This is a genomic window from Caballeronia eucalypticola (assembly GCF_047608185.1).
Taxonomy (GTDB): domain Bacteria; phylum Pseudomonadota; class Gammaproteobacteria; order Burkholderiales; family Burkholderiaceae; genus Caballeronia.
The window spans coordinates 51962-69792 of the sequence record NZ_JBLKRU010000032.1; the positions used below are offsets into that span (position 1 = coordinate 51962).

The following is a 17831-nucleotide window of genomic DNA, read 5'->3' on the forward strand; positions in this document are numbered from 1 at the left end:
AATTAAACAAGGAATACTTATGAATGACATCGTCAGGATTGAAACCAATCAGCGGATGAGCCGTGTCGTGAAGGCTGCAGGGCTGGTGTTCGTCGGCGGGCAAACGTCGAATGATCGTACGCTCGATGTAAAAGGTCAGACGCAGCAGGTTCTTGCAAAGATTGATGGGTACCTCGCGCAAGCCGGTATCGATAAAACGCGGCTGGTGTCGGCGCAAGTCTGGCTGGCGGATATTGGCCGCGACTTCGCGAGCATGAACGAAGTGTGGGACGCATGGGTCGCGCCGGGTTGTGCGCCGACACGCGCGACGGTGGAGTCGAAGCTGGCCGCGCCGGATCTGCTGGTTGAGATTACGGTGACTGCGCTAGCGTGATTGTTGTGCCATCACGGAAGCGCCGGTGGTGGCATTACGCAAGTACTAAAAGCCGTTACTGGTCCCATGGCGGTTCGTCGCGATACGCATCGGTGAGGTAATCGATGAACCGGCGAACCTTCGATGGCACGTAGCGCGCAGTCGGATACACCGCGTTAATAGTCAGCTCGGTAGTCCTGTAGTCAGGCAGCAGCTTGATCAGGTTCCCTGCCTTGATATCCTGCCCAAAAACGAAGGTGGGGCCGTACGCAATGCCGACGCCCGCGAGCGCTGACGAGAGCAGCATCTGCATGTTGTTGGCCTGCATTCGAAGCGGCCCGTCGATCACATGCTCGCGATTCTGCTTGTCCGTCAGTGTCCACTCGGGAGCCGATACCGCCTCGCTGAACGCAAGACGAGGCGCGCGTCGCAAGTCATCTGGATTCTGAGGCGTGCCCTCCCGGCGCAGGTACGCCGGCGCCGCGCAGATCGTCATGCGGCAGGGCGCGAGACGCCGCGCAACGAGATCAGAGTCGGGCAGCTTGCCAATCCGGATAGCGACGTCAATGCCCGCGCTTTGCAGGTCGACATAACGATCATCGAGCGAAACTTCAATGCTGACGTGCGGGTGGTCGTCAAGGTATCGCGCGACCACCTCGCCCATATGCATCGACCCGAAGGTGACGGGCGCGGCGACCCGCAATGTGCCGCGCACCGTGCTGTGCGCGTCGCTGGCCTCCCGATTGGCATCGTCGAACTCTTCCAGGATGCGCTGGCACCGGACGTAATAAGTGCGCCCGGCGTCCGTCAGGCTCAGGCTGCGAGTGCTGCGATGGAGCAGGCGCACATTCAGCTCGGCTTCGAGCGCGCTGACATATTTGCCGGCCATGGATGCAGACAGGCCAAAACGTTTGCCGGCAGCCACGAGACTCCCCTCGTCGATAGCGGCAACAAACACGGCGATGCTTGCGAAGCGATCCATTTTATTCGATAGCTAGATGATGGAGTGATGATACTAAAGAGGGGATTATCGCTTAACACGCGTTAATCTAACATCGCCTTGTGAGTTTGGCCGACCGTGGTCAAGCCGTCGATATCAAGGAGCAACGCGATGAAAGTAGCAGCCAACGGAATAAACATTCACGTGGAAGACCAGGGCAACGGCGCGCTGCCAGTCGTTTTTCTACATTACTGGGGAGGATCGTCGCGCACGTGGGACGGCGTGATAGCGGCGCTCCCGACGGGATACAGGACCATCGCGCCGGACCTTCGGGGCTGGGGCGACTCGGACGCGCCGCCCGCGGGATACGCGCTCGCCGATTTCGCCGACGACGCGCAGCACATGATTGCTGCAATGGACCTGAAGCGCTTTGTATTGGTTGGTCACTCGATGGGCGGCAAGATCGCGCAGTTACTCGCGTCGCGCCGCCCGCAGGGATTGGCGGGGCTCGTGCTCGTTGCGCCGTCTCCGCCGGGTCCGCTGGCTTTGCCCGCTGAAGTGCGTGCGGCAATGGAAGGGGCTTACCTCACGCGGGAGTCGGTCGGCATGTCGATCGACCAGATGCTGACCGCCAAGCCGCTGAGCGCGAAGCATCGGGAACAGGTGATTGAAGACAGCCTGCGTGGCGCGTCACAGGCGAAGCTGGCATGGCCGCGATCGACGAGCCAGGAAGACATTACGCTCGATGCCGCCGCGATCGATGTACCGGTCATGGTCATTGCCGGCGAGCTTGATCGCATCGATGGCCCCGCGATCCTCGAAGCGCAATTGCTCACGCGCGTGCCCCATGCGGTCATGCATGTTCTGCCCGGTACCGGCCACTTGTCACCACTTGAATCGCCGGTGGAAGTGGCCGGGATCCTTCGCGGGTTTGTCGATGGGCTTGAGAGTGCCGTTTGAGATTGCCACGTATTCTCGGGCAAGGGCAGGGCGGATATCATAGTGCTCTTCACAAGGCTGGTTAAGCGCCTATAGAGGTCTATCGCCCGGCTCAACGCCCGGTCCGAATACACGTATCTGCACTCAGCGACGCCAAGCATGAACTCCACTCCCGATGCTCCCTCACGCCCACCCATGCGCACTTTGACGCCGCTCGAGGCGCGCGTGCTGGCCGTACTTGTCGAAAAGCAGCACACGGTCCCCGATGCATATCCGCTGTCGGTCAATGCGTTGACATCGGGCTGCAACCAGAAGACTGCGCGTTCCCCGGTGATGAACGTCACCGACGCCGATGTCCTCACCGCCGTCGATGACCTGAAACGCCTGAGCCTTGTGTTCGAAGGCAGCAGCAGCCGCGTGCCGCGCTTCGAGCACAACATGAACCGCGTGCTGGGCATCCCGAGCCAGGCCGCGGCGTTGCTTACCACGCTTATGCTGCGCGGACCACAGACCGCCGCCGAACTACGCTTGAACGCCGCGCGTCTGCATGGTTTCGCCGATGTATCGTCGGTCGAGGCGTTCCTCGATGAACTCGCCTCCAGCGAGCCGCCGCGTGTCGTGAAGCTGCCGCGTACGCCGGGCGAGCGCGAGAGCCGCTGGGCGCATTTGTTATGCGGCGAAGTGAGCGTGAGTGTGAGCGAAGCGTCGGCTAGCGGAGCGGTCGACGACTTCGTTTCATATACGGAGTTCGAGATTCTCAAAGCCGATCACAAGCGCCTCGGCGACGAGTTGGTCCGCCTTCGGACGATGGTCGAACAGATGGCTGCCGAGCTGGGCATCAACCTCGACAAAACGAGCGGCTAGCCTCAGGTTCTAGCATTTCGGCTCGCGCCTCAGTCACCGTCGATAAGACGCAGCGCCAGTTCCGGGCTGAATGCGCCGGCGGGTGACGTGGGAGCCGACCCACAGGGTCCATCGGAACTGCCTGGAATCTTGATCCATATCGGCAGCATGGCGCCCGAGGCGCCAGTCGTGCGCGCGCCGATCATCCTGCCGGGCGGATTGCACCACTGGCCATCCGAGCCTTTGCCGTTACGGCTTGTATCGACAACGAACGGTTTGCTATAGCCGAATTGCGCCGCTAAAGCGGCATTCACCGCGTATGCGTAAGCCGCCGATTCCTGCGTCGTGTAGAAATTGGATACGTTCAGTGCGAAGCCTTTCGCTTCGCTCAAACCGGCCGCATTGAGGCGAGCCGCCATGGCGGCTGCGGGAATCCAGCGTGCGTTGCCGCCGTCGAGATAGACATCCGCGGCCGGCGCGTTGAGATGAAAACGCGAGACCGCATCACGCAGCAAGCCAAGCCGCTCCTCGCGCTCGCCATCGGTCTTGAAGCAGTCCAGTTGCGCGGTCGAATCCGGCTCAATAATAACTATCGCTCGATGACTGCCCAAGCCGCGCGAGAACGCGTCTATCCAGGCTTCGTAAGCGGAGGCGTCGCCCACGCCGCCCGCCGATGCCCCTCCGCAATCGCGATGAGGAATGTTGTAGGCAACGAGGATAGGTTCGCGATGGTTGGCATCCGCCTTGTCGACGAAGCGCTTGACTGCCTTGTGCACGTCGCCACTCCAGTTACCGAACCAGCGGGCCATGGGTACGTTGGCGATCGCCTCGGCAATGCGTGGCGCGCGCGGGTCCGCTTGATGTGCTCGCACCCATAACGCAGGACTCGAATCGGGATCGACATAAAACCCACTGTCCGCATGCGCTTGCGTAACGCCCAGAAAAAGCATCGCCGCGATAACAAGAGAATATTTGATAAGCATGTCCGGTTCACTTCGAGGGCGGATGTTGCTGAGGATTTTTCGAGTCGTTGCGCTGAACTTGTCTATCGCGTTACGTAAAAAAGGCCGGTTCAAAATCGTTCGATCATGCCGACTTGCACACCGCGTACCGGCGCGCCCGGGTAGGCGACCGGCAAGCCCGTGACGTTGACGCCGCGCAGGGTGAACGTAGCGGCGCCGCGATTTTCCAGGTCGGCGGCGGTGAAATAGAGCAGGAGCGTGGGTGACATTGTGTATTCGAACGCCACGCTGAACTGATCTGCGTTGTTGCCTTGGCCGCTGCGATCGCGTGCGTGCGCGTAGCCTAGTGACGCGCGCGCGAGCGGGGAGATGGCCCAGGAAGCAGACAACGAAATGCCGTCGTCGTGATAGCGGGGGCTGCCGCCGTCGCCGTTGAACAGCGCGACGTAAGCGCGCACGGGACCGAACAGATAAGACGCGCCGGCCAAGTTCGCGCGCAATCCCGTGTCGCCGTGGGTTTGTTGCCGTGCATACGATAACTGGAGGGCATCGTGCGTGTAATTGGCTGTTGTGTAATACCCGCCGAACCCGTTGCCATCGCCTGGGTCGCGGAGCGCGGCCATGCCGGTGACGGTGAAGCCGCCGATTGTCGGCGAGATCCAGGTCAGCGCGTTGTCCGTGTAGGGCGTGATCTTCGACAAGTTGTTCAGCCCCGATCCAATGGTACCTGCGCCGAAAGCATCGAGTCCGCCCTTGAACGGGATGTAGAGCGGCGAATATTGCCGGCCGAAGCGGGTCTCGCCCCACGGTGCGTCGAGGCCGATCCATGCCTGCCGGTTGAAGAGCGTGCCGGGTGTATCGAGGGTGCCGTTTGCGGAGCCAAAGCCGTTCTCCAGGTCGAAGATCACGCTGGTGTCGCTGCTGAGGGCTTCACGGCCGCGCAAGCCGACGCGTGAGCCACGATACGCGCCGGAATCCATTCGCGTGGTCCAGCCATTGCCGGGGTTCGTTACTTCGATGCTGGTGTCTAGCGTGCCGTATAGCGTGACTGAGCCTTGCGCACGGACTGTGCCTGCAGTGGTAAGGAGCGGTAGCGCGCAGAGCAGGGCGTGTTTGCAAGTGCGACGGAGGAGCTTGGCATGGCGTCGGACTGGGGAATTCATCGCGATGGGTCTTGGCAAGGAGTTCCACGACTGTAGCAAGTTGAACTGTCGTTGCAATGAAATTTATATTCGTTCGCACGAGAAGGGGCGCTGGCGCTTGGTTTTCGGGGGGCGGGGCGGTAGTGGCGGTGTTGGGTTGCACGGGTTCTGCGTTAGCGGTCGGAGTCAATGCCGGGTTGCTGCTTTTTAGGTTTTTGCGCGTTTTATGTTGGCTGATTTATTTATCACTATTAGCCACTGCGCGTGGCGGCGCGTCATTTCTTTGTCCAAAGCGACAAAGAAACGAAGCAAAGAAAACGCTTTCACCGCTCTACCCTAAGTGTCCACAGCGTGCAGTTTTGATTCATGGGTGCCCCAAAAGAACGGTGCTCGCAAGAGCCACGGATGTGTGAACCCCTCTTTCTCCGAACACAGATACCCCACGCTTCGCCACCAGTGACTGAACCCGCCCGAAGAGCACCCCGCGCTATCCGCGGAAAACCATCCACCAAATTTGTACGCATACCGAACCACTTTGCAACCCGTCAATAAATGAGGGAGCAGATTGAGTGAGGCTTAACCCCGAAAATAGCGGCGCAACCTGAGCAGCTAACCCGCGAAGAACTATAGCGGAAGATACGTGTGAGGCCGTGCGGGTCCGTGGGGCAAGGGTGCTTGCCCGAGAGCGTACGGGGCGAAGCGTTTTACTGTCAGGATTCGCGAGAAGGAGGGTTTCAACCATCCGTGGCTCTGGCGAGCACCGTGCTTTTGGGGCACCCATGAATAGAAACTGCACGCTGTGGACACTTAGGGTAGAGCGGTGAAAGCGTTTTCTTTGCTTCGTTTCTTTTTCGCTTTGGAAAAAGAAATGACGCGCCGCCACGCGCAGTGGCTAATAGTGATAAAGAGAAAAGCCGACTCTCGCAGACCACTAACCTTGAAAGCAGCAACCCGGCAATGACGTAGACCACTAACACCACCCGCAAGGACTAGCCACGAACTGGCTCCTCAAAGCGCTAACCGCGCCCGGCACGACGGCCAAGTCGAAGTAAGCGCAGCTGAATCCACTCAAGCACCACTACCGTTCAATCGCTCGATCATAGCCATGCCCGCCGCCGGGTTGTGTGCCTTGAACCCGCTGATCACATACAAATAGACGTCTCGCGCCGCTGCCGCCGCGGCAGGTTTGCCCAGCGTTTCAAGCCCCTTCGGCCCACCCCCCGATGCCCATTCACGCGCTCGCTTAGTCCACAGATCCAGCATCTTTTTGTCATAACCCTGAGCGAACTGCTCAGTTGTCCCCATGATCCGCGCATAGACAAACTTTGCCGTGACGTCCGCGATCTGCGGATATTTCGAATCCCCCGCCATGACGATGGCAACACCATGTTTGCGCGCAAGGGCAACGAATGCCTCGTCGCGAAAACTCTCATGCCGCACTTCGAGCGCATGGCGGATCTCACGGCCATCGACTTTATGCGGCAGCAGATTCAAGAAAGCCTCGAAGTCGTCCGGATCGAACTGTTTGGTCGGGGCGAATTGCCAGTTGATCGGGCCAAGCTTGTTCTTCAATTCGAGCACGCCGCTCGCAAGGAAACGGTCAACGGAATCGCCGGCTTCCGCGAGCACTCGCCTGTTCGTCGCAAAACGCGGAGCCTTTAGCGAAAAGACAAAATCATCCGGGGTCTCGTCGTGCCACTTCACGAACGTGGCGGGTTTCTGCGAGCCGTAGAACGTGCCGTTGACCTCGATGGTGGTCAGCTTGCGGCTCGCGTACTCCAGTTCGCGTTTTTGCACGAGATCTTCCGGATAAAACGTGCCGCGCCACGGCTCGAAGGTCCAGCCGCCAATGCCGATCCTGATCTGCCCAGCTTTGCCCGCTTCACCAGCTTTGCTCGCCGTCTTCCGGGTTGCTGCCATGAATGAGACCCCTCCCAGTGCACTCGATGCGCTCAAGTGTAGCGAAATACCGTCGGGCGTGTGGTCAGCCATCGGACGATTGAAGGTCCGATGCGGGCCCATGCTGCGCCGCGGGAAAAAGCTTCCTGTCAGCGCGGTCGCTAGCCAAAGCCATTTGTCCGGTGCGCGTGAACGACACGAGTGCAAGCGAAATCAGCGCGGCAAAGACGACATAAAACGCCGGGACATAGTGGCTGCCCGTGAATTGAGTCAGCGTCGAAACGGTCAGCGGCGCAAGGCCGCCGAACACAGTGACTGCGAGGTTGTACGACAGCGCCACGCCAGTTGAACGCGCCTTCGCCGGGAAGATTGCCGCCAGCATGCCGGGATGTGGACCGGCGATGGCAGCCTGGAAGAGCGACGCAATAATTTGCGCGATCAAGAGGCGCGTGAGCGATGGCGCGGAGACAATGAACCAGAACAACGGGAACGTGCATAACAACCAACTGATCACCAGTGGATAAAAAAGGCGGTACGCACCGAATTTATCGGCGAGTTTGCCCGAGACCGGGAACAGCAGGAAGTTGATAACCCCGCCAATAAACGTCCCAAGCAAAGCCGACTTGAGCGGCAGATGCAATTGGCGTTCCACATACACGGGCAAATACGCGTTCCACAAATAATTCGAGGCCGTGCCAATGATCATCACGCCCATTGCACATAACGCCGCATCGCCTTGTTCGCGCACAAAGTCGCACAGCCGGAAAGCTCGTGTTGCGCCCGCGAACTTGCTTGCGCAGCGCCTCAAACTCCGGCGACTCGGCAATGTTATGGCGGATGTAAAAGCCCAGTGGTCCGATGAGTGCGCCAATCAGGAACGGCACGCGCCAGCCCCACGCCGACAGCGAATGTGCAGAGAGATTGTTGATCAGCAAATAGCTGCATCCTGAGGCCAGCAAGATGGCTAGCGCCTGCGAGGACATGTTGAAGCTGCCGTAGAACATCTTTTTGCCGGGCGGCGCACTTTCCACCACCACGACCGACGAAAGGCTGAACTGGCCGCCAATCGCCAGTCCCTGGACCAGCCGCGCCAGCAGAACGAGCAGGGGAGCGGCGACGCCCAGCGTCGTGTAGCCAGGCGCCAAGGCCAATATCAGCGTGCCGGCGCACATCATCAGCATAACCAACGAAAGGGCGCGAGCACGGCCAACGCGATCCGCATAGATGCCTAAGAGGACTCCGCCAAGCGGCCGGACGAGAAAGCCGAGAGCGAACGTGGCGAGCGCAAGCGACATCGACACCACGCTGCTTCCCACCGAGAAGAACACCTCGGCAATGGTCTTCGAGAAATAGACGTACGCCGTGAAGTCGAACCACTCGAAGCCGCTGCCGATCACCGACGCAATTAACGCGCGGCGGACTTGGCGCAGGTCGGGCGCAGCGGGCACTGATCCGCGTTCGTGTTCTGCTGGATTCATAAGCCGTCTCCTCCTGCACGTCGCCAGTAAAGCGAGTTTGTTTGGGGTATCGCTTGAATCAGCTGGACCGGCGCTCGCGCAGTACGGCTGCAAGGAAGTCCTGAACCGCGCTCACGGCCATCATGCCGTTGTGTGGCACGTTATCCAGTTCGTCCAGCACGACATGGACCCCTGCAACTTCAAACGACGCTTTGAGCGTCCTGATGCGCTCTGGACGCGTCTTACCGGCGTCGTTTGCTCCGGGCATGTTGTGACGGCCGCCTTCGCGGTGCGTAATCTCCCATGTTTCCAGATCCGCCTTGCCGACCACCATATGAACCGGCACGCGCTTCAAGGCGTCAAGGTTGAATGCCTTGCCGAACTGCTGTTCGAAACCACGCAAGCCGACCCACCAGTCGCGATCGATATCGAGCAATGTCACCGACCCCGGTGCACCGATCGACACGGCCCACAACTTTTCTGGATGCAGATAGGCAAACCGATTTGCAAACTGACCGCCGCCGGAGAAGCCGAATAACGCGAACTGGTCAAAGCGTTTGCCATAGCGGTCGCTGATTTCATCGACCATGTCGAGCAGCGCGCGGTCATAGCGGATGTCGCCTTCAACCAGATGTTTGAAGCCGTCCCGGTTGCCGTCACCGCGCACGCCGACTGGAAAGAGCGGACATAAGACGACGCAGTTGTTCCAGCGGCCGAACTCCGCAAACGCATCGCGGTAGTGCGCGAACTGGCGCCCCGTGCCGTGCATGACCACGACGAGCTCAACGTCATTGCCCGGTTCGAGGATCGTTTCCGGCACATACAACGTGTAAGCGAAACGTGGGTCGTGACGCGATGCAAACACGGTCGTCGATCCTAGTTCGTAATACGCTTGTCCACGTTCGACGGGTTCGTCTACGGGCGGAAATTCAGTTCCATGCATCATGTCTGCAGCCTTGTAAAGGAATGATTCACCGTACAATTGTGCAGTCGCTTATTCAAAAAAACTAACTGATTTATATTTACACAAACTAAACTAAATCTTTAGTCTCGCAATGTTGGAATGCCATTCCCATGAGCACCATCAGGTTTTTGCGCACCTTCCTTGCCGTCGAAAAATACGGCTCCTTCGCAGCGGCCGCAGGCCGTGTTGCGTTGACCCAGGCAGCGGTCGGACAGCAGATGCGTGCGCTTGAGGAAGAGTTCCGGAGACCGCTGTTCCTCCGGTCAGGGCGGGTCATTACGCTAACTCCCGCCGCACGTGCGTTGATTCCGCAAGCGCGCAAATTGGTCGCGGCGTATGAGGCAATGCTCGCTGACGCGGACACGGGTCACGAGATTGCCGGCAGCATTACCGTGGGTGCAATTGTTTCAGCGATGGGCTTTCTGTCGGAGAACCTGGTTGGCCTGAAGGCGCAGTATCCGGCGCTCGATGTCCGGCTCGTTCTTGGGCACACCGGAGAGCTCGCAGAGCAGGTCACGGCGTCCCAGATAGACGCCGCGCTTATCGTGCAAATACCTTACGAGACGCCCGCCAATCTCCAATGGACACCGCTTTACGAAGAGCCCTTGATGTTGATTGCAAGCACGCGGGTGGCAACGGCACAGGCCGATGTCGCGTCCTTGCTAAAGACTCAGCCATTCCTTCGCTTCGACCGGACTTCGCCAACGGGCGCCAAAGTCGAACAGACCTTGCGGCGCATGCGGATAAAACCCAAGGAGATTCTTGAGGTCAATTCGGTGGCAGCCATCATCGACCTGGTGCGGCAAAACGTAGGAGTTTCCATCGTGCCTTTGCTTAAGCATGTCGCCTGGACGCGCGACCATTCGCTGATTGCATTGCAACTTCCATACGGCCCGCTCAAGCGCGTAATCGGCATGCTTGAAAATGATCGACAGCTTGAGATTACGGGAATTGTGCGGCAGAAGTTGCTGCAGACATTGGCTTAAGCCGCCTCGCATTTCGTCAATGCAGTGCGCTGACCTTACCCATCCCTACCAACACTAAAGATCCGCCCGCTTGCGTCGATAAGCTGGAGAGGCCGACAAAGATGAGGGATTCGCTATGCAGATAGGCAATGTCGCGTCGTCGCCAATTTCAGAGCAGACGATATCGACTTCGAGTGCCGCGACTGACCAACGTTCTGTATCGGACGACAACGTCGACCCGACGCAAGCGGCGCAGAGCACCACGCCGGCCGATGCCGCGACACAGGATTCGGCCGTCACAATCTCGCCCGAAGGCGCTGCATTGGCTAATCAGGACGCAAGCAGTGACGACGGTGCAGCGTCGAACGTTTCGGCAATCAAGTCGCTTGCTTACGGCACGCTCGGACTCGAACGTCCCGACCAGCCGCAACAAAATCACAACGAGTTCTATACGGCCGGAAGATGGATCGCTGCGGGCCTCACCATTGGAGGAATTATTTCGATGCTGGTTTGACGTTCCCGTGCAAGCCGAGATGACCGGAGCACCTGTCGCGCACGCTCGCCGCGGTGATACTATCCGGACACTCACTTTGCGATTTCCGTCATGAAGCCAGCATACGAACATGTCGAGTTCGGCGGCAGCTGCTCCGTCCGGGTCTATCACCGGCGGCTTCCCCGCATTCCGTTCGAGTGGCATCATCACCCGGAATACGAACTGACGCTGACAATGAATAGCCACGGCAAGCGCTACATTGGCGATTCAGTGACCAGCTACGGGTCTGACGACCTCGTGCTGGTTCCACCGGACCTTCCCCATACCTGGGCGTCGAATCGCTCTATTGAACCATCGTTGCCGCAAGTGGCAATCGTGATCTGGTTCGATGGCGAGTGGGCCCGGCGGCTGGCGGATTGCTGCCCGGAATATGAACCGCTGCGCAAGTTGTTGCGCCGGGCGGCTTGTGGACTGGCGTTCGAACCCGAGGCGGGCACCATGATGCGCGAGCGTCTCGACGAACTGCTATCGAGCGCGACGCGCGAACGCCTCGCCGGTACGCTGGACATCTTGTGCGCGCTCGCCGATTCACCGGGCGAACCGCTTGCGTCACCCAGTGCGTTCAACGAGCGTGACGGCGGACCTTCCGGTCACGAGCCCGAACGCATCAACCGGGTGCTGTCGCTGATCGAAGCGCGTTTTGCCGAACCTTTGCGTCTGTCGGAATTGTGTGCGGCTGCGAGCCTGTCGGAGCGTTCACTCGCGCGCTACTTTGCACAACACATGGGCGAGAGCGTAGGCCAGTACATGACCCGCGTGAGGATTGGCCATGCTTGCCGGATGCTGAGCAATACATCGCTGCCGGTTTCCGTCATTGCGGCACGGTCAGGTTTTGCGAATGTGTCCAACTTCAACCGGCAGTTCAAGTCGGTGAGAGACACCACGCCCGCGGCATATCGCCGGGAGTTTGCTGAAGCCGGTGTTCCTGATGACGACAATGTCGTGCGGCTCACTGAGCGCTCGCCATCGCTTCAAGGAAAACGAGGGCGGGTTGCTTCGGAGGACGAAGAGACTGGATAAATGTGCGCTTAAGGTAGCGTGACGCGTCGCCCGGTCAGAGAGCGACGACGGAGCCTTACCAGGAATTCATCCTGAGTTTGCGTGCGGTACAGCGATTGCGTGTGCGGTTACCCGATCGCCAAACGGAGAGAACTCTGCATGCGAACTTCAGCCCGAAGCCGCCGTAGCATTGCGTCGATTCTTGTGGTCCGGTTCCTTGTCTTTCCGCTCGCCGTCACAACCTCGGCATCGGCGATTGCTCAGTCCAGCCGGGACTTCATCGGCGCCGCGCGTCTCGGTTCAGGGTATTCGCAGATTCTCAACTTGACCACAACCCCGGACATCAGCTCCGCACACCTCGACATCTCGGATGGTGCGGTTCCGCAATCCCTCACCGTCACCCGGATTCCCTACGAGGGTAGTTTGCTCACGTTTTCGGATCGAAACAGTATTGGCTGGCGGGTGTCAGGCGGCTATTTTCGCGAAAAGGACGAATTCACGATCAACGATCCTAACGGCGCGGCAGGCAGTATTGCAAGCAAGTGGTCGGCCTTCAGCGCGAGCGGTGGCCTGTTCCTGAAAAGCAAACTGGGTTATGGATTCACGTTCGAGCCTGGCCTGGACCTCAGCGTGGCTCGGTTGCTCAATGACGCTTCGTATTCGGGCGCGGCTACCAGCCTTAAACCTGCCACTGACGGGCCGCTATTCAACTGGCACGAAAATGCATGGCTCGTCACGCCGAACGCCGCGCTCGAATGGACGACGAGCATGGCGCCAGAACAGACGCTGACTATTCGTGGGCATATTGCGTGGTCCTGGGTCTCCAGTTTTGACGAATCGGATCCGTTACTGCGGTTCAGGGAAACAGCCGGTTCGTGGTCGATCCAGTCGGCGTACTCGGCGCCGACAGGTGCTCAGCTATTTGCGCGTCCGTTGAATTACGTTGTCAATGCGGGATACGGCGGGTTTTTCGGACCTAATCGCAACGCTCTCGGGTTTTCAACCTTGGCCAACATCGGCGGCGGGTTCGAACTTCCTCTTTCAAGAGACAACGCTCAATCGAAACGCCTTCAGGTAGGAGCAGCCTATCTATTTGGTCCCCACCTCAAGGGATGGACAGTGAGCCTTGGCCTGACTTATTGATAAGTCGGAAAGATTCTCACTAGTCTATTTCACGCGCTTTGGCTTTGCCTTAGCTTTTACATTCGACGTGTTAAGGGCAATAGCAGCACCGATCAGCGCCTTGAACGCCTTCGACTCGATCTCTTCACCCTCGTGGATGTCAATCGCGCGCCTTGTATTCCCGTCGAGGCTCGAGTTGAACAGCTTGGCCGGGTCTGCCAACGAAGCGCCCTTGGCGAAGGTCAATTTCACGACCGACTTGTACGACTCGCCGGTGCAGATGATTCCGTCATGCGACCACACGGGCGTGCCCATCCACTTCCACTCCTCCACGACGTCCGGGTCTGCGTCTTTGATGAGTTCGCGCATCCTGCTCAAAGTCTCACCGCGCCAGTCCCCAAGCTCAGTGATTTTTCTGTCGATCAACTCGGATGCCGACAGCCCTTCGGCTAAATCAGTTTTTTTCATTTTTGTGATCCTAAAGATTCAGATATCAAATTGCTTTCCGTACTCGATGTTCAAGCGCGGCCAACCAAATTTCATTGCTTCGCCACCCACAATACGGCCAATGGGGTCGCCGGCCACAAGCCGATCGAGTACATCGAGGCAAATGTGCCAGCCGGCGGCGCCCATCGATATAAACCCGCGATCGATGTTGTGCCACAGCGTAAGCCGCGTGCCGCCGTCGACCGGCTCAAGCTGCCATCGCATGTCATTTTCGCCCCAGCGATACTCAAGCAGCTTCGGCTCCTCGGCGCGCGTCACCTGCGACGCCGAGATCTGCGGCGTCGGTGTTCCGACAGTCGAAAGCTTGACGGGACCAACAGACGCGAGGTTCCGGTCGGCATCGAACGGCGCCCATTCACGCAGACTGGCCGGGTCGGTCAGCGCCTTCCACACTTTCTCCGGCGGATGGCGCAACTCGCGCACGAGAATAAGAGTCCACTTCTCACCATCCTTCCGGACTTCGGCGCCGGCGGCCGGCCCCGGCATGTATTGGTCGCGGTTGCTCATCGTTTCTTTCCCTTTTTTCGCGGTACAGGATCCATCTGATCGAGATGATGTTCCAGCGCGTCGACATGAACCGACCAGAACTGGCGGAACGGTGCGAGCCAGGCGTCGATCTCCATCAACGGCTCTGGTTTGATCCGATATAAACGCCGCTGCGCGTCAACGCGCGATTCCACGAACCCGGCCTCTCGAAGCACCCGTAGATGCTTGGAGACCGAGGGTTGCGAGAGGTTTAAATTTTCCTCGATGTCACCCACGGACCGCTCAGCTGTTGCTAGCAGACTCAGGATGGCGCGGCGGCTCGGCTCGGCGATGATTGCGAATGTTGATTCCATACCCAATATATACTCTGTTAGGTATATACGTGTCAAGCCATGCTTATGAAAACCGCGCGATTTAACTGAGCAATCGGGCGTCCTGTCTTTTGCGGCTGGATCGTGGAGAATGACTGCACGCCTTCAGAGGAGATGCCATGCATATCGAGCCATTTCAGATTTCCGTATCCGACGTCGAGATCGACGACTTACGCCGCCGCTTGCGCAATACCCGGTGGGCATCCATGACGCCGTCCGAGCCGTGGCAACAGGGCACAGAGCACGCATGGCTGCGCGAATGGGTGACGCACTGGGCCGAGAGTTTTGATTGGCGTGCTGCAGAACACGGTCTGAACCAGCAACCTCAATTCATGGCCGACGTGAACGGTCAGCGCGTGCATTTCGTTCATCGGCGGGGCGTTGGACCCAAGCCGTATCCGCTAATCATCACGCACGGCTGGCCGGGATCGTTCTTCGAATTTCACGCGTTGGCTGAGCGGTTGTGCAACCCTGCCGCATACGGCGGAGATCCAAAGGATGCCTTCGATGTCGTTATTCCTTCACTGCCGGGCTTTGCTTTTTCGCCGGCGCCAGCCGCACCCGGAACTTCGGCGTTCCAAGTGGCCGATTTGTGGGCATCGCTAATGAAAGGTTTGGGCTACGAACGATTTGGTGCTCAGGGTGGCGACTTGGGATCGGGGGTGTCGATCGCGCTCGCCTTGCAGCACCCCGAAGTAGTCGATGGCATTCATCTTAACTTTCTGCCGAGCTCGTACGAACCCACAATCGATGCCGCGAATTCGCCGCTTACCGTCGCCGAACAAACCTACGTTCAAGAGAAAGCTGAATGGGCCGCGCTCGAGGGTGGTTATGCGCATATGCACGGCACGAGGCCGCAGACGCTGGCTGCGTCGCTAAACGACTCGCCTGCCGGGTTGGCTGCGTGGATTGGGGAGAAATTTCGCGCATGGAGCGACTGCGATGGGGATATCGAACGTAAATTCTCGAAAGATGAACTGCTCACCAATTTGTCGCTCTACTGGTACACGCAAAGCATTGGTTCAGCAATTCAAATGTACTGGGAAAATCGGTTGCAGCCCATGCGTTTCGCTGCTGGGCAACGGGTAACGCCGCCAGTGGGATTTGCACACTTTCCGAAAGAGATTAACCATCCGCCGCGGGCATGGATGGAACGAGTTTTCGATGTCGCGCAGTGGACGGACATGCCACGTGGCGGCCATTTCGCGGCAATGGAAGAACCTGAACTCCTGGCGGCCGATATTCGTGACTTCTTCAGGCGCTTCCGGTAGCCGGTTCGTTGAAGAGAGGGCAGGTTTCCCGGCGCTTTGAGAGTTAAAATTGAAGGTACGCCGGGTTCCTTTGCGTGAAACCGATTGTCCTGGCTGACTCTATCAATGGCAGGCAACCATGAACGCTCGTTATGCGTGTTTCGTTCGCCCGGCGCTAGCCGCAGCTTGCATCGCTTCGCTTGTAACGCTCGTGGCGTGCGGCGGAAACTCTTGCATCGGCCTCGGCGAGTGTGGCGGCGGAAATGCGGTGCCAAACATCACCCTATCCGGCACGTCCGCGACCGGCAGCGCGCTCGCCAGCGCGACGGTCAACTTCAGTTGCGCGCAAGGTTCGGGCTCGGCTTTGTCGGACGGTGGTGGACACTACGCGATCACGCTCAACGCCATGCTTCCCTGCGTCATCACAGCGAACTCCGGTGCCGTAAGTTTGCATTCCCCGGCATTTGGCGGCGGCACCTTTAATACGACACCCGAGACCGAGTTGATGCTGGTCTATCTCGCCTCCCAACTTGGCACCGACGAAGCCGGTCTGATTGCGGGGTTTCCGAATAACCCGCAGTTTCAGCAAGCTCTGGCAAACCAGGCCGACGTGCTAGCCGCACAATCGGCGGTGGTTACGAATCTGCAAGCGCACTACGCTCTCACGTTGGCAACGCCGGCATTTCTGACGACGCCGTTTAATGTTGGGCAAGCGGGCGTTGACGGTGATCTCGATGCGCTGGCACGAGCAGGCGCTATCGATACCAACGGCATGCCCGATCAGACCGCTGTCTCGCTACTCTCATCGGCCGGTCTTGCCCATCCGCTAGCTACAACACCCGCTTCGTCGTCATCGGGCGCCGGCACCGGCAGCAAAAGCGGCGCCACCGGCGGAATGATGTGATGTTTGGCGAGGGCCACAATCGCTTGTTATCGCCAGCAAAAATAAACTTGACATCGAACGTTGTATCTACAACAATGGGTTCATCAACAAACCTGGTTCGATTCATGACAACACGTAGCTCCACTCGCGAAATCATTAATAACTGCCTGGCCATGCGTGTTCGTGTCGTCGCGCGGTCGGTTTCGGCCATCTACGAGCAAGCGATGGCAAGCCACGACGTGACCATTGCCCAAGTGAATATGCTTACCGCATTGGGCGAAATTGGTGTTTGCCCGCCGGGGAAGGTTGGAGAGGTTCTTCAACTGGAACGGTCAACCGTCTCGCGCAACCTGGATCTATTGATACAGAAGGGATTGGTCGAAGCGGTGTCATCGGACGCAAAGGGAATTCGTGAAGTCGCGCTAACAGCAGCGGGCGAAGAAAAGATTGAAGCCGTGCTCCCTGATTGGCGTGCCGCACAAAGACAGGCCGGCAAGTTGCTGGGGCCGGAGGGAGTTGGGGCAGTCCATAAGGCATCGGCATCGGTCTGGACTTCGCCTGTCTGATTTGTCATCCGCCTGCGATTGTCGCCGTCGTTTCGATGGCATTTTTTTTACCGTCTATGTTGTATATACATCAAAAACTTACCTTTAAGGAGATGTCATGACATTCGAGAAAAGCATCGACGAAACTACGGAGGGTTCTGTTTCGATCCTTCCCAAGCGGTTAGTGACCGCCGCGCTGGCGGTCACGCTGGCGCTTGCCGCACCCGCGTTCAGCTTCGCACAGGCGCCATTGGAGCCCGCGCAAGCGTCCGTTGCGCTCGGATTACCTAACGTACCCACCACCCGAATACTCGCGATCGGCCGGTTGACGTCCAAGTCAACTCCTGATGCGGTCGGCGCGGTGCTTCCACAGGAAGTACGCGACACCGTCAAACTTTACCTGGAGGGAAAGATTGACCAGTGGTATGTGCGCAAGGACCAGGCGAGCGTGGTCTTTATTCTCAATATGACCGATGTAAATGAGGCGCGCAACACACTGGCACAGCTGCCGCTCGGCAGGGCGGATCTCATGGAATTCGACCTTATTCCACTGGGCCCGTTATCTCCGCTGGCGGCTTTGGGCGGTTCGGCAAGCCGGTAGAAAAGAGAACTAAGTCAGGAGCGCAGGGAACGAAGGATGCCGGGATGGTGT

At 58.8% G+C, this 17831-nt stretch carries 21 protein-coding genes; 11 read left to right on the forward strand and 10 right to left on the reverse strand.

Going from position 1 to position 17831, the window contains the following annotated elements:
- Positions 1-19: 19 nt before the first annotated feature.
- Complete coding sequence (locus ACMX25_RS28650; RefSeq protein WP_414953366.1) at positions 20-373, forward strand: RidA family protein; 354 nt, start codon at positions 20-22, stop codon at positions 371-373.
- Positions 374-428: 55 nt separating this feature from the next.
- Here ACMX25_RS28650 and ACMX25_RS28655 read toward each other — a convergent pair whose 3' ends face one another.
- Positions 429-1334 (reverse strand): LysR family transcriptional regulator, encoded by a 906-nt coding sequence (locus ACMX25_RS28655; protein ID WP_414953367.1) that lies wholly within the window; start codon positions 1332-1334, stop codon positions 429-431.
- 129 nt (positions 1335-1463) lie between these two features.
- Here ACMX25_RS28655 and ACMX25_RS28660 point away from each other — a divergent pair, with 129 nt between their 5' ends.
- Together ACMX25_RS28660 and ACMX25_RS28665 are read left to right on the forward strand one after the other, a co-directional pair.
- The gene (locus ACMX25_RS28660) at positions 1464-2252 is read left to right on the forward strand and encodes an alpha/beta fold hydrolase (RefSeq protein WP_414953368.1); all 789 of its coding nucleotides are present in this window, start codon (positions 1464-1466) and stop codon (positions 2250-2252) included.
- A gap of 138 nt (positions 2253-2390) precedes the next feature.
- A complete protein-coding gene (locus tag ACMX25_RS28665) occupies positions 2391-3095 on the forward strand; it encodes a YceH family protein (protein WP_414953369.1) in 705 nt (234 codons plus the stop codon).
- A gap of 29 nt (positions 3096-3124) precedes the next feature.
- On the opposite strand, the gene ACMX25_RS28670 is transcribed toward ACMX25_RS28665, so the two are convergent.
- From ACMX25_RS28670 to ACMX25_RS28695, 6 genes are all read right to left on the reverse strand, one after another.
- Entirely contained in the window at positions 3125-4057 is a 933-nt protein-coding gene (locus ACMX25_RS28670; RefSeq protein WP_414953370.1) for a glycoside hydrolase family 6 protein, read from the reverse strand.
- 89 nt (positions 4058-4146) lie between these two features.
- A complete protein-coding gene (locus tag ACMX25_RS28675; RefSeq protein WP_414953371.1) occupies positions 4147-5199 on the reverse strand; it encodes a porin in 1053 nt (350 codons plus the stop codon).
- A 1047-nt stretch (positions 5200-6246) separates the two neighbouring features.
- Positions 6247-7098, reverse strand: a complete 852-nt coding sequence (locus ACMX25_RS28680) for a DUF72 domain-containing protein (RefSeq protein WP_414953372.1) — start codon at positions 7096-7098, stop codon at positions 6247-6249.
- A gap of 64 nt (positions 7099-7162) precedes the next feature.
- Positions 7163-7735, reverse strand: coding sequence for an MFS transporter (locus ACMX25_RS28685; protein WP_414953373.1), 573 nt, complete (start codon positions 7733-7735; stop codon positions 7163-7165).
- Positions 7623-8555, reverse strand: coding sequence for an MFS transporter (locus ACMX25_RS28690; protein ID WP_414953374.1), 933 nt, complete (start codon positions 8553-8555; stop codon positions 7623-7625). Before ACMX25_RS28690 ends, ACMX25_RS28685 begins: the two co-directional genes overlap by 113 nt.
- Positions 8556-8613: 58 nt before the next feature.
- On the reverse strand, positions 8614-9477 hold the full coding sequence (locus ACMX25_RS28695; RefSeq protein WP_414953406.1) for an alpha/beta hydrolase family protein: 864 nt from the start codon (positions 9475-9477) through the stop codon (positions 8614-8616).
- A gap of 131 nt (positions 9478-9608) precedes the next feature.
- On the opposite strand from ACMX25_RS28695, the gene ACMX25_RS28700 reads away from it, so the two are divergent.
- The 4 genes from ACMX25_RS28700 (at position 9609) to ACMX25_RS28715 (ending at position 13158) form a co-directional block, all read left to right on the forward strand.
- Positions 9609-10484, forward strand: a complete 876-nt coding sequence (locus ACMX25_RS28700; RefSeq protein ID WP_414953375.1) for a LysR family transcriptional regulator — start codon at positions 9609-9611, stop codon at positions 10482-10484.
- Positions 10485-10599: 115 nt separating this feature from the next.
- Positions 10600-10977 (forward strand): hypothetical protein, encoded by a 378-nt coding sequence (locus ACMX25_RS28705; RefSeq protein WP_414953376.1) that lies wholly within the window; start codon positions 10600-10602, stop codon positions 10975-10977.
- Positions 10978-11067: 90 nt separating this feature from the next.
- Positions 11068-12036 carry a helix-turn-helix domain-containing protein gene (locus tag ACMX25_RS28710; protein WP_414953377.1) on the forward strand — a complete coding sequence of 323 codons (969 nt, stop codon included), beginning with the start codon at positions 11068-11070 and terminating at the stop codon, positions 12034-12036.
- A 138-nt stretch (positions 12037-12174) separates the two neighbouring features.
- Entirely contained in the window at positions 12175-13158 is a 984-nt protein-coding gene (locus ACMX25_RS28715; RefSeq protein ID WP_414953378.1) for a hypothetical protein, read from the forward strand.
- Between the two features lie 24 nt (positions 13159-13182).
- On the opposite strand, the gene ACMX25_RS28720 is transcribed toward ACMX25_RS28715, so the two are convergent.
- The 3 genes from ACMX25_RS28720 to ACMX25_RS28730 are packed head-to-tail and all read right to left on the reverse strand — an operon-like array spanning position 13183 to position 14483.
- Positions 13183-13605, reverse strand: a complete 423-nt coding sequence (locus ACMX25_RS28720) for a DUF1801 domain-containing protein (RefSeq protein ID WP_414953379.1) — start codon at positions 13603-13605, stop codon at positions 13183-13185.
- An 18-nt stretch (positions 13606-13623) separates the two neighbouring features.
- Positions 13624-14151, reverse strand: coding sequence for an SRPBCC family protein (locus ACMX25_RS28725; protein ID WP_414953380.1), 528 nt, complete (start codon positions 14149-14151; stop codon positions 13624-13626).
- On the reverse strand, positions 14148-14483 hold the full coding sequence (locus tag ACMX25_RS28730) for an ArsR/SmtB family transcription factor (protein ID WP_414953381.1): 336 nt from the start codon (positions 14481-14483) through the stop codon (positions 14148-14150). Before ACMX25_RS28730 ends, ACMX25_RS28725 begins: the two co-directional genes overlap by 4 nt.
- A gap of 137 nt (positions 14484-14620) precedes the next feature.
- Here ACMX25_RS28730 and ACMX25_RS28735 point away from each other — a divergent pair, with 137 nt between their 5' ends.
- The 4 genes from ACMX25_RS28735 (at position 14621) to ACMX25_RS28750 (ending at position 17780) form a co-directional block, all read left to right on the forward strand.
- Positions 14621-15772 carry an epoxide hydrolase family protein gene (locus ACMX25_RS28735; protein WP_414953382.1) on the forward strand — a complete coding sequence of 384 codons (1152 nt, stop codon included), beginning with the start codon at positions 14621-14623 and terminating at the stop codon, positions 15770-15772.
- Positions 15773-15890: 118 nt separating this feature from the next.
- Positions 15891-16655, forward strand: a complete 765-nt coding sequence (locus tag ACMX25_RS28740) for a hypothetical protein (RefSeq protein WP_414953383.1) — start codon at positions 15891-15893, stop codon at positions 16653-16655.
- Entirely contained in the window at positions 16655-17200 is a 546-nt protein-coding gene (locus tag ACMX25_RS28745; protein ID WP_414953384.1) for a MarR family winged helix-turn-helix transcriptional regulator, read from the forward strand. Before ACMX25_RS28740 ends, ACMX25_RS28745 begins: the two co-directional genes overlap by 1 nt.
- 97 nt (positions 17201-17297) lie before the next feature.
- A complete protein-coding gene (locus ACMX25_RS28750) occupies positions 17298-17780 on the forward strand; it encodes a hypothetical protein (protein ID WP_414953385.1) in 483 nt (160 codons plus the stop codon).
- Positions 17781-17831 lie beyond the last annotated feature (51 nt).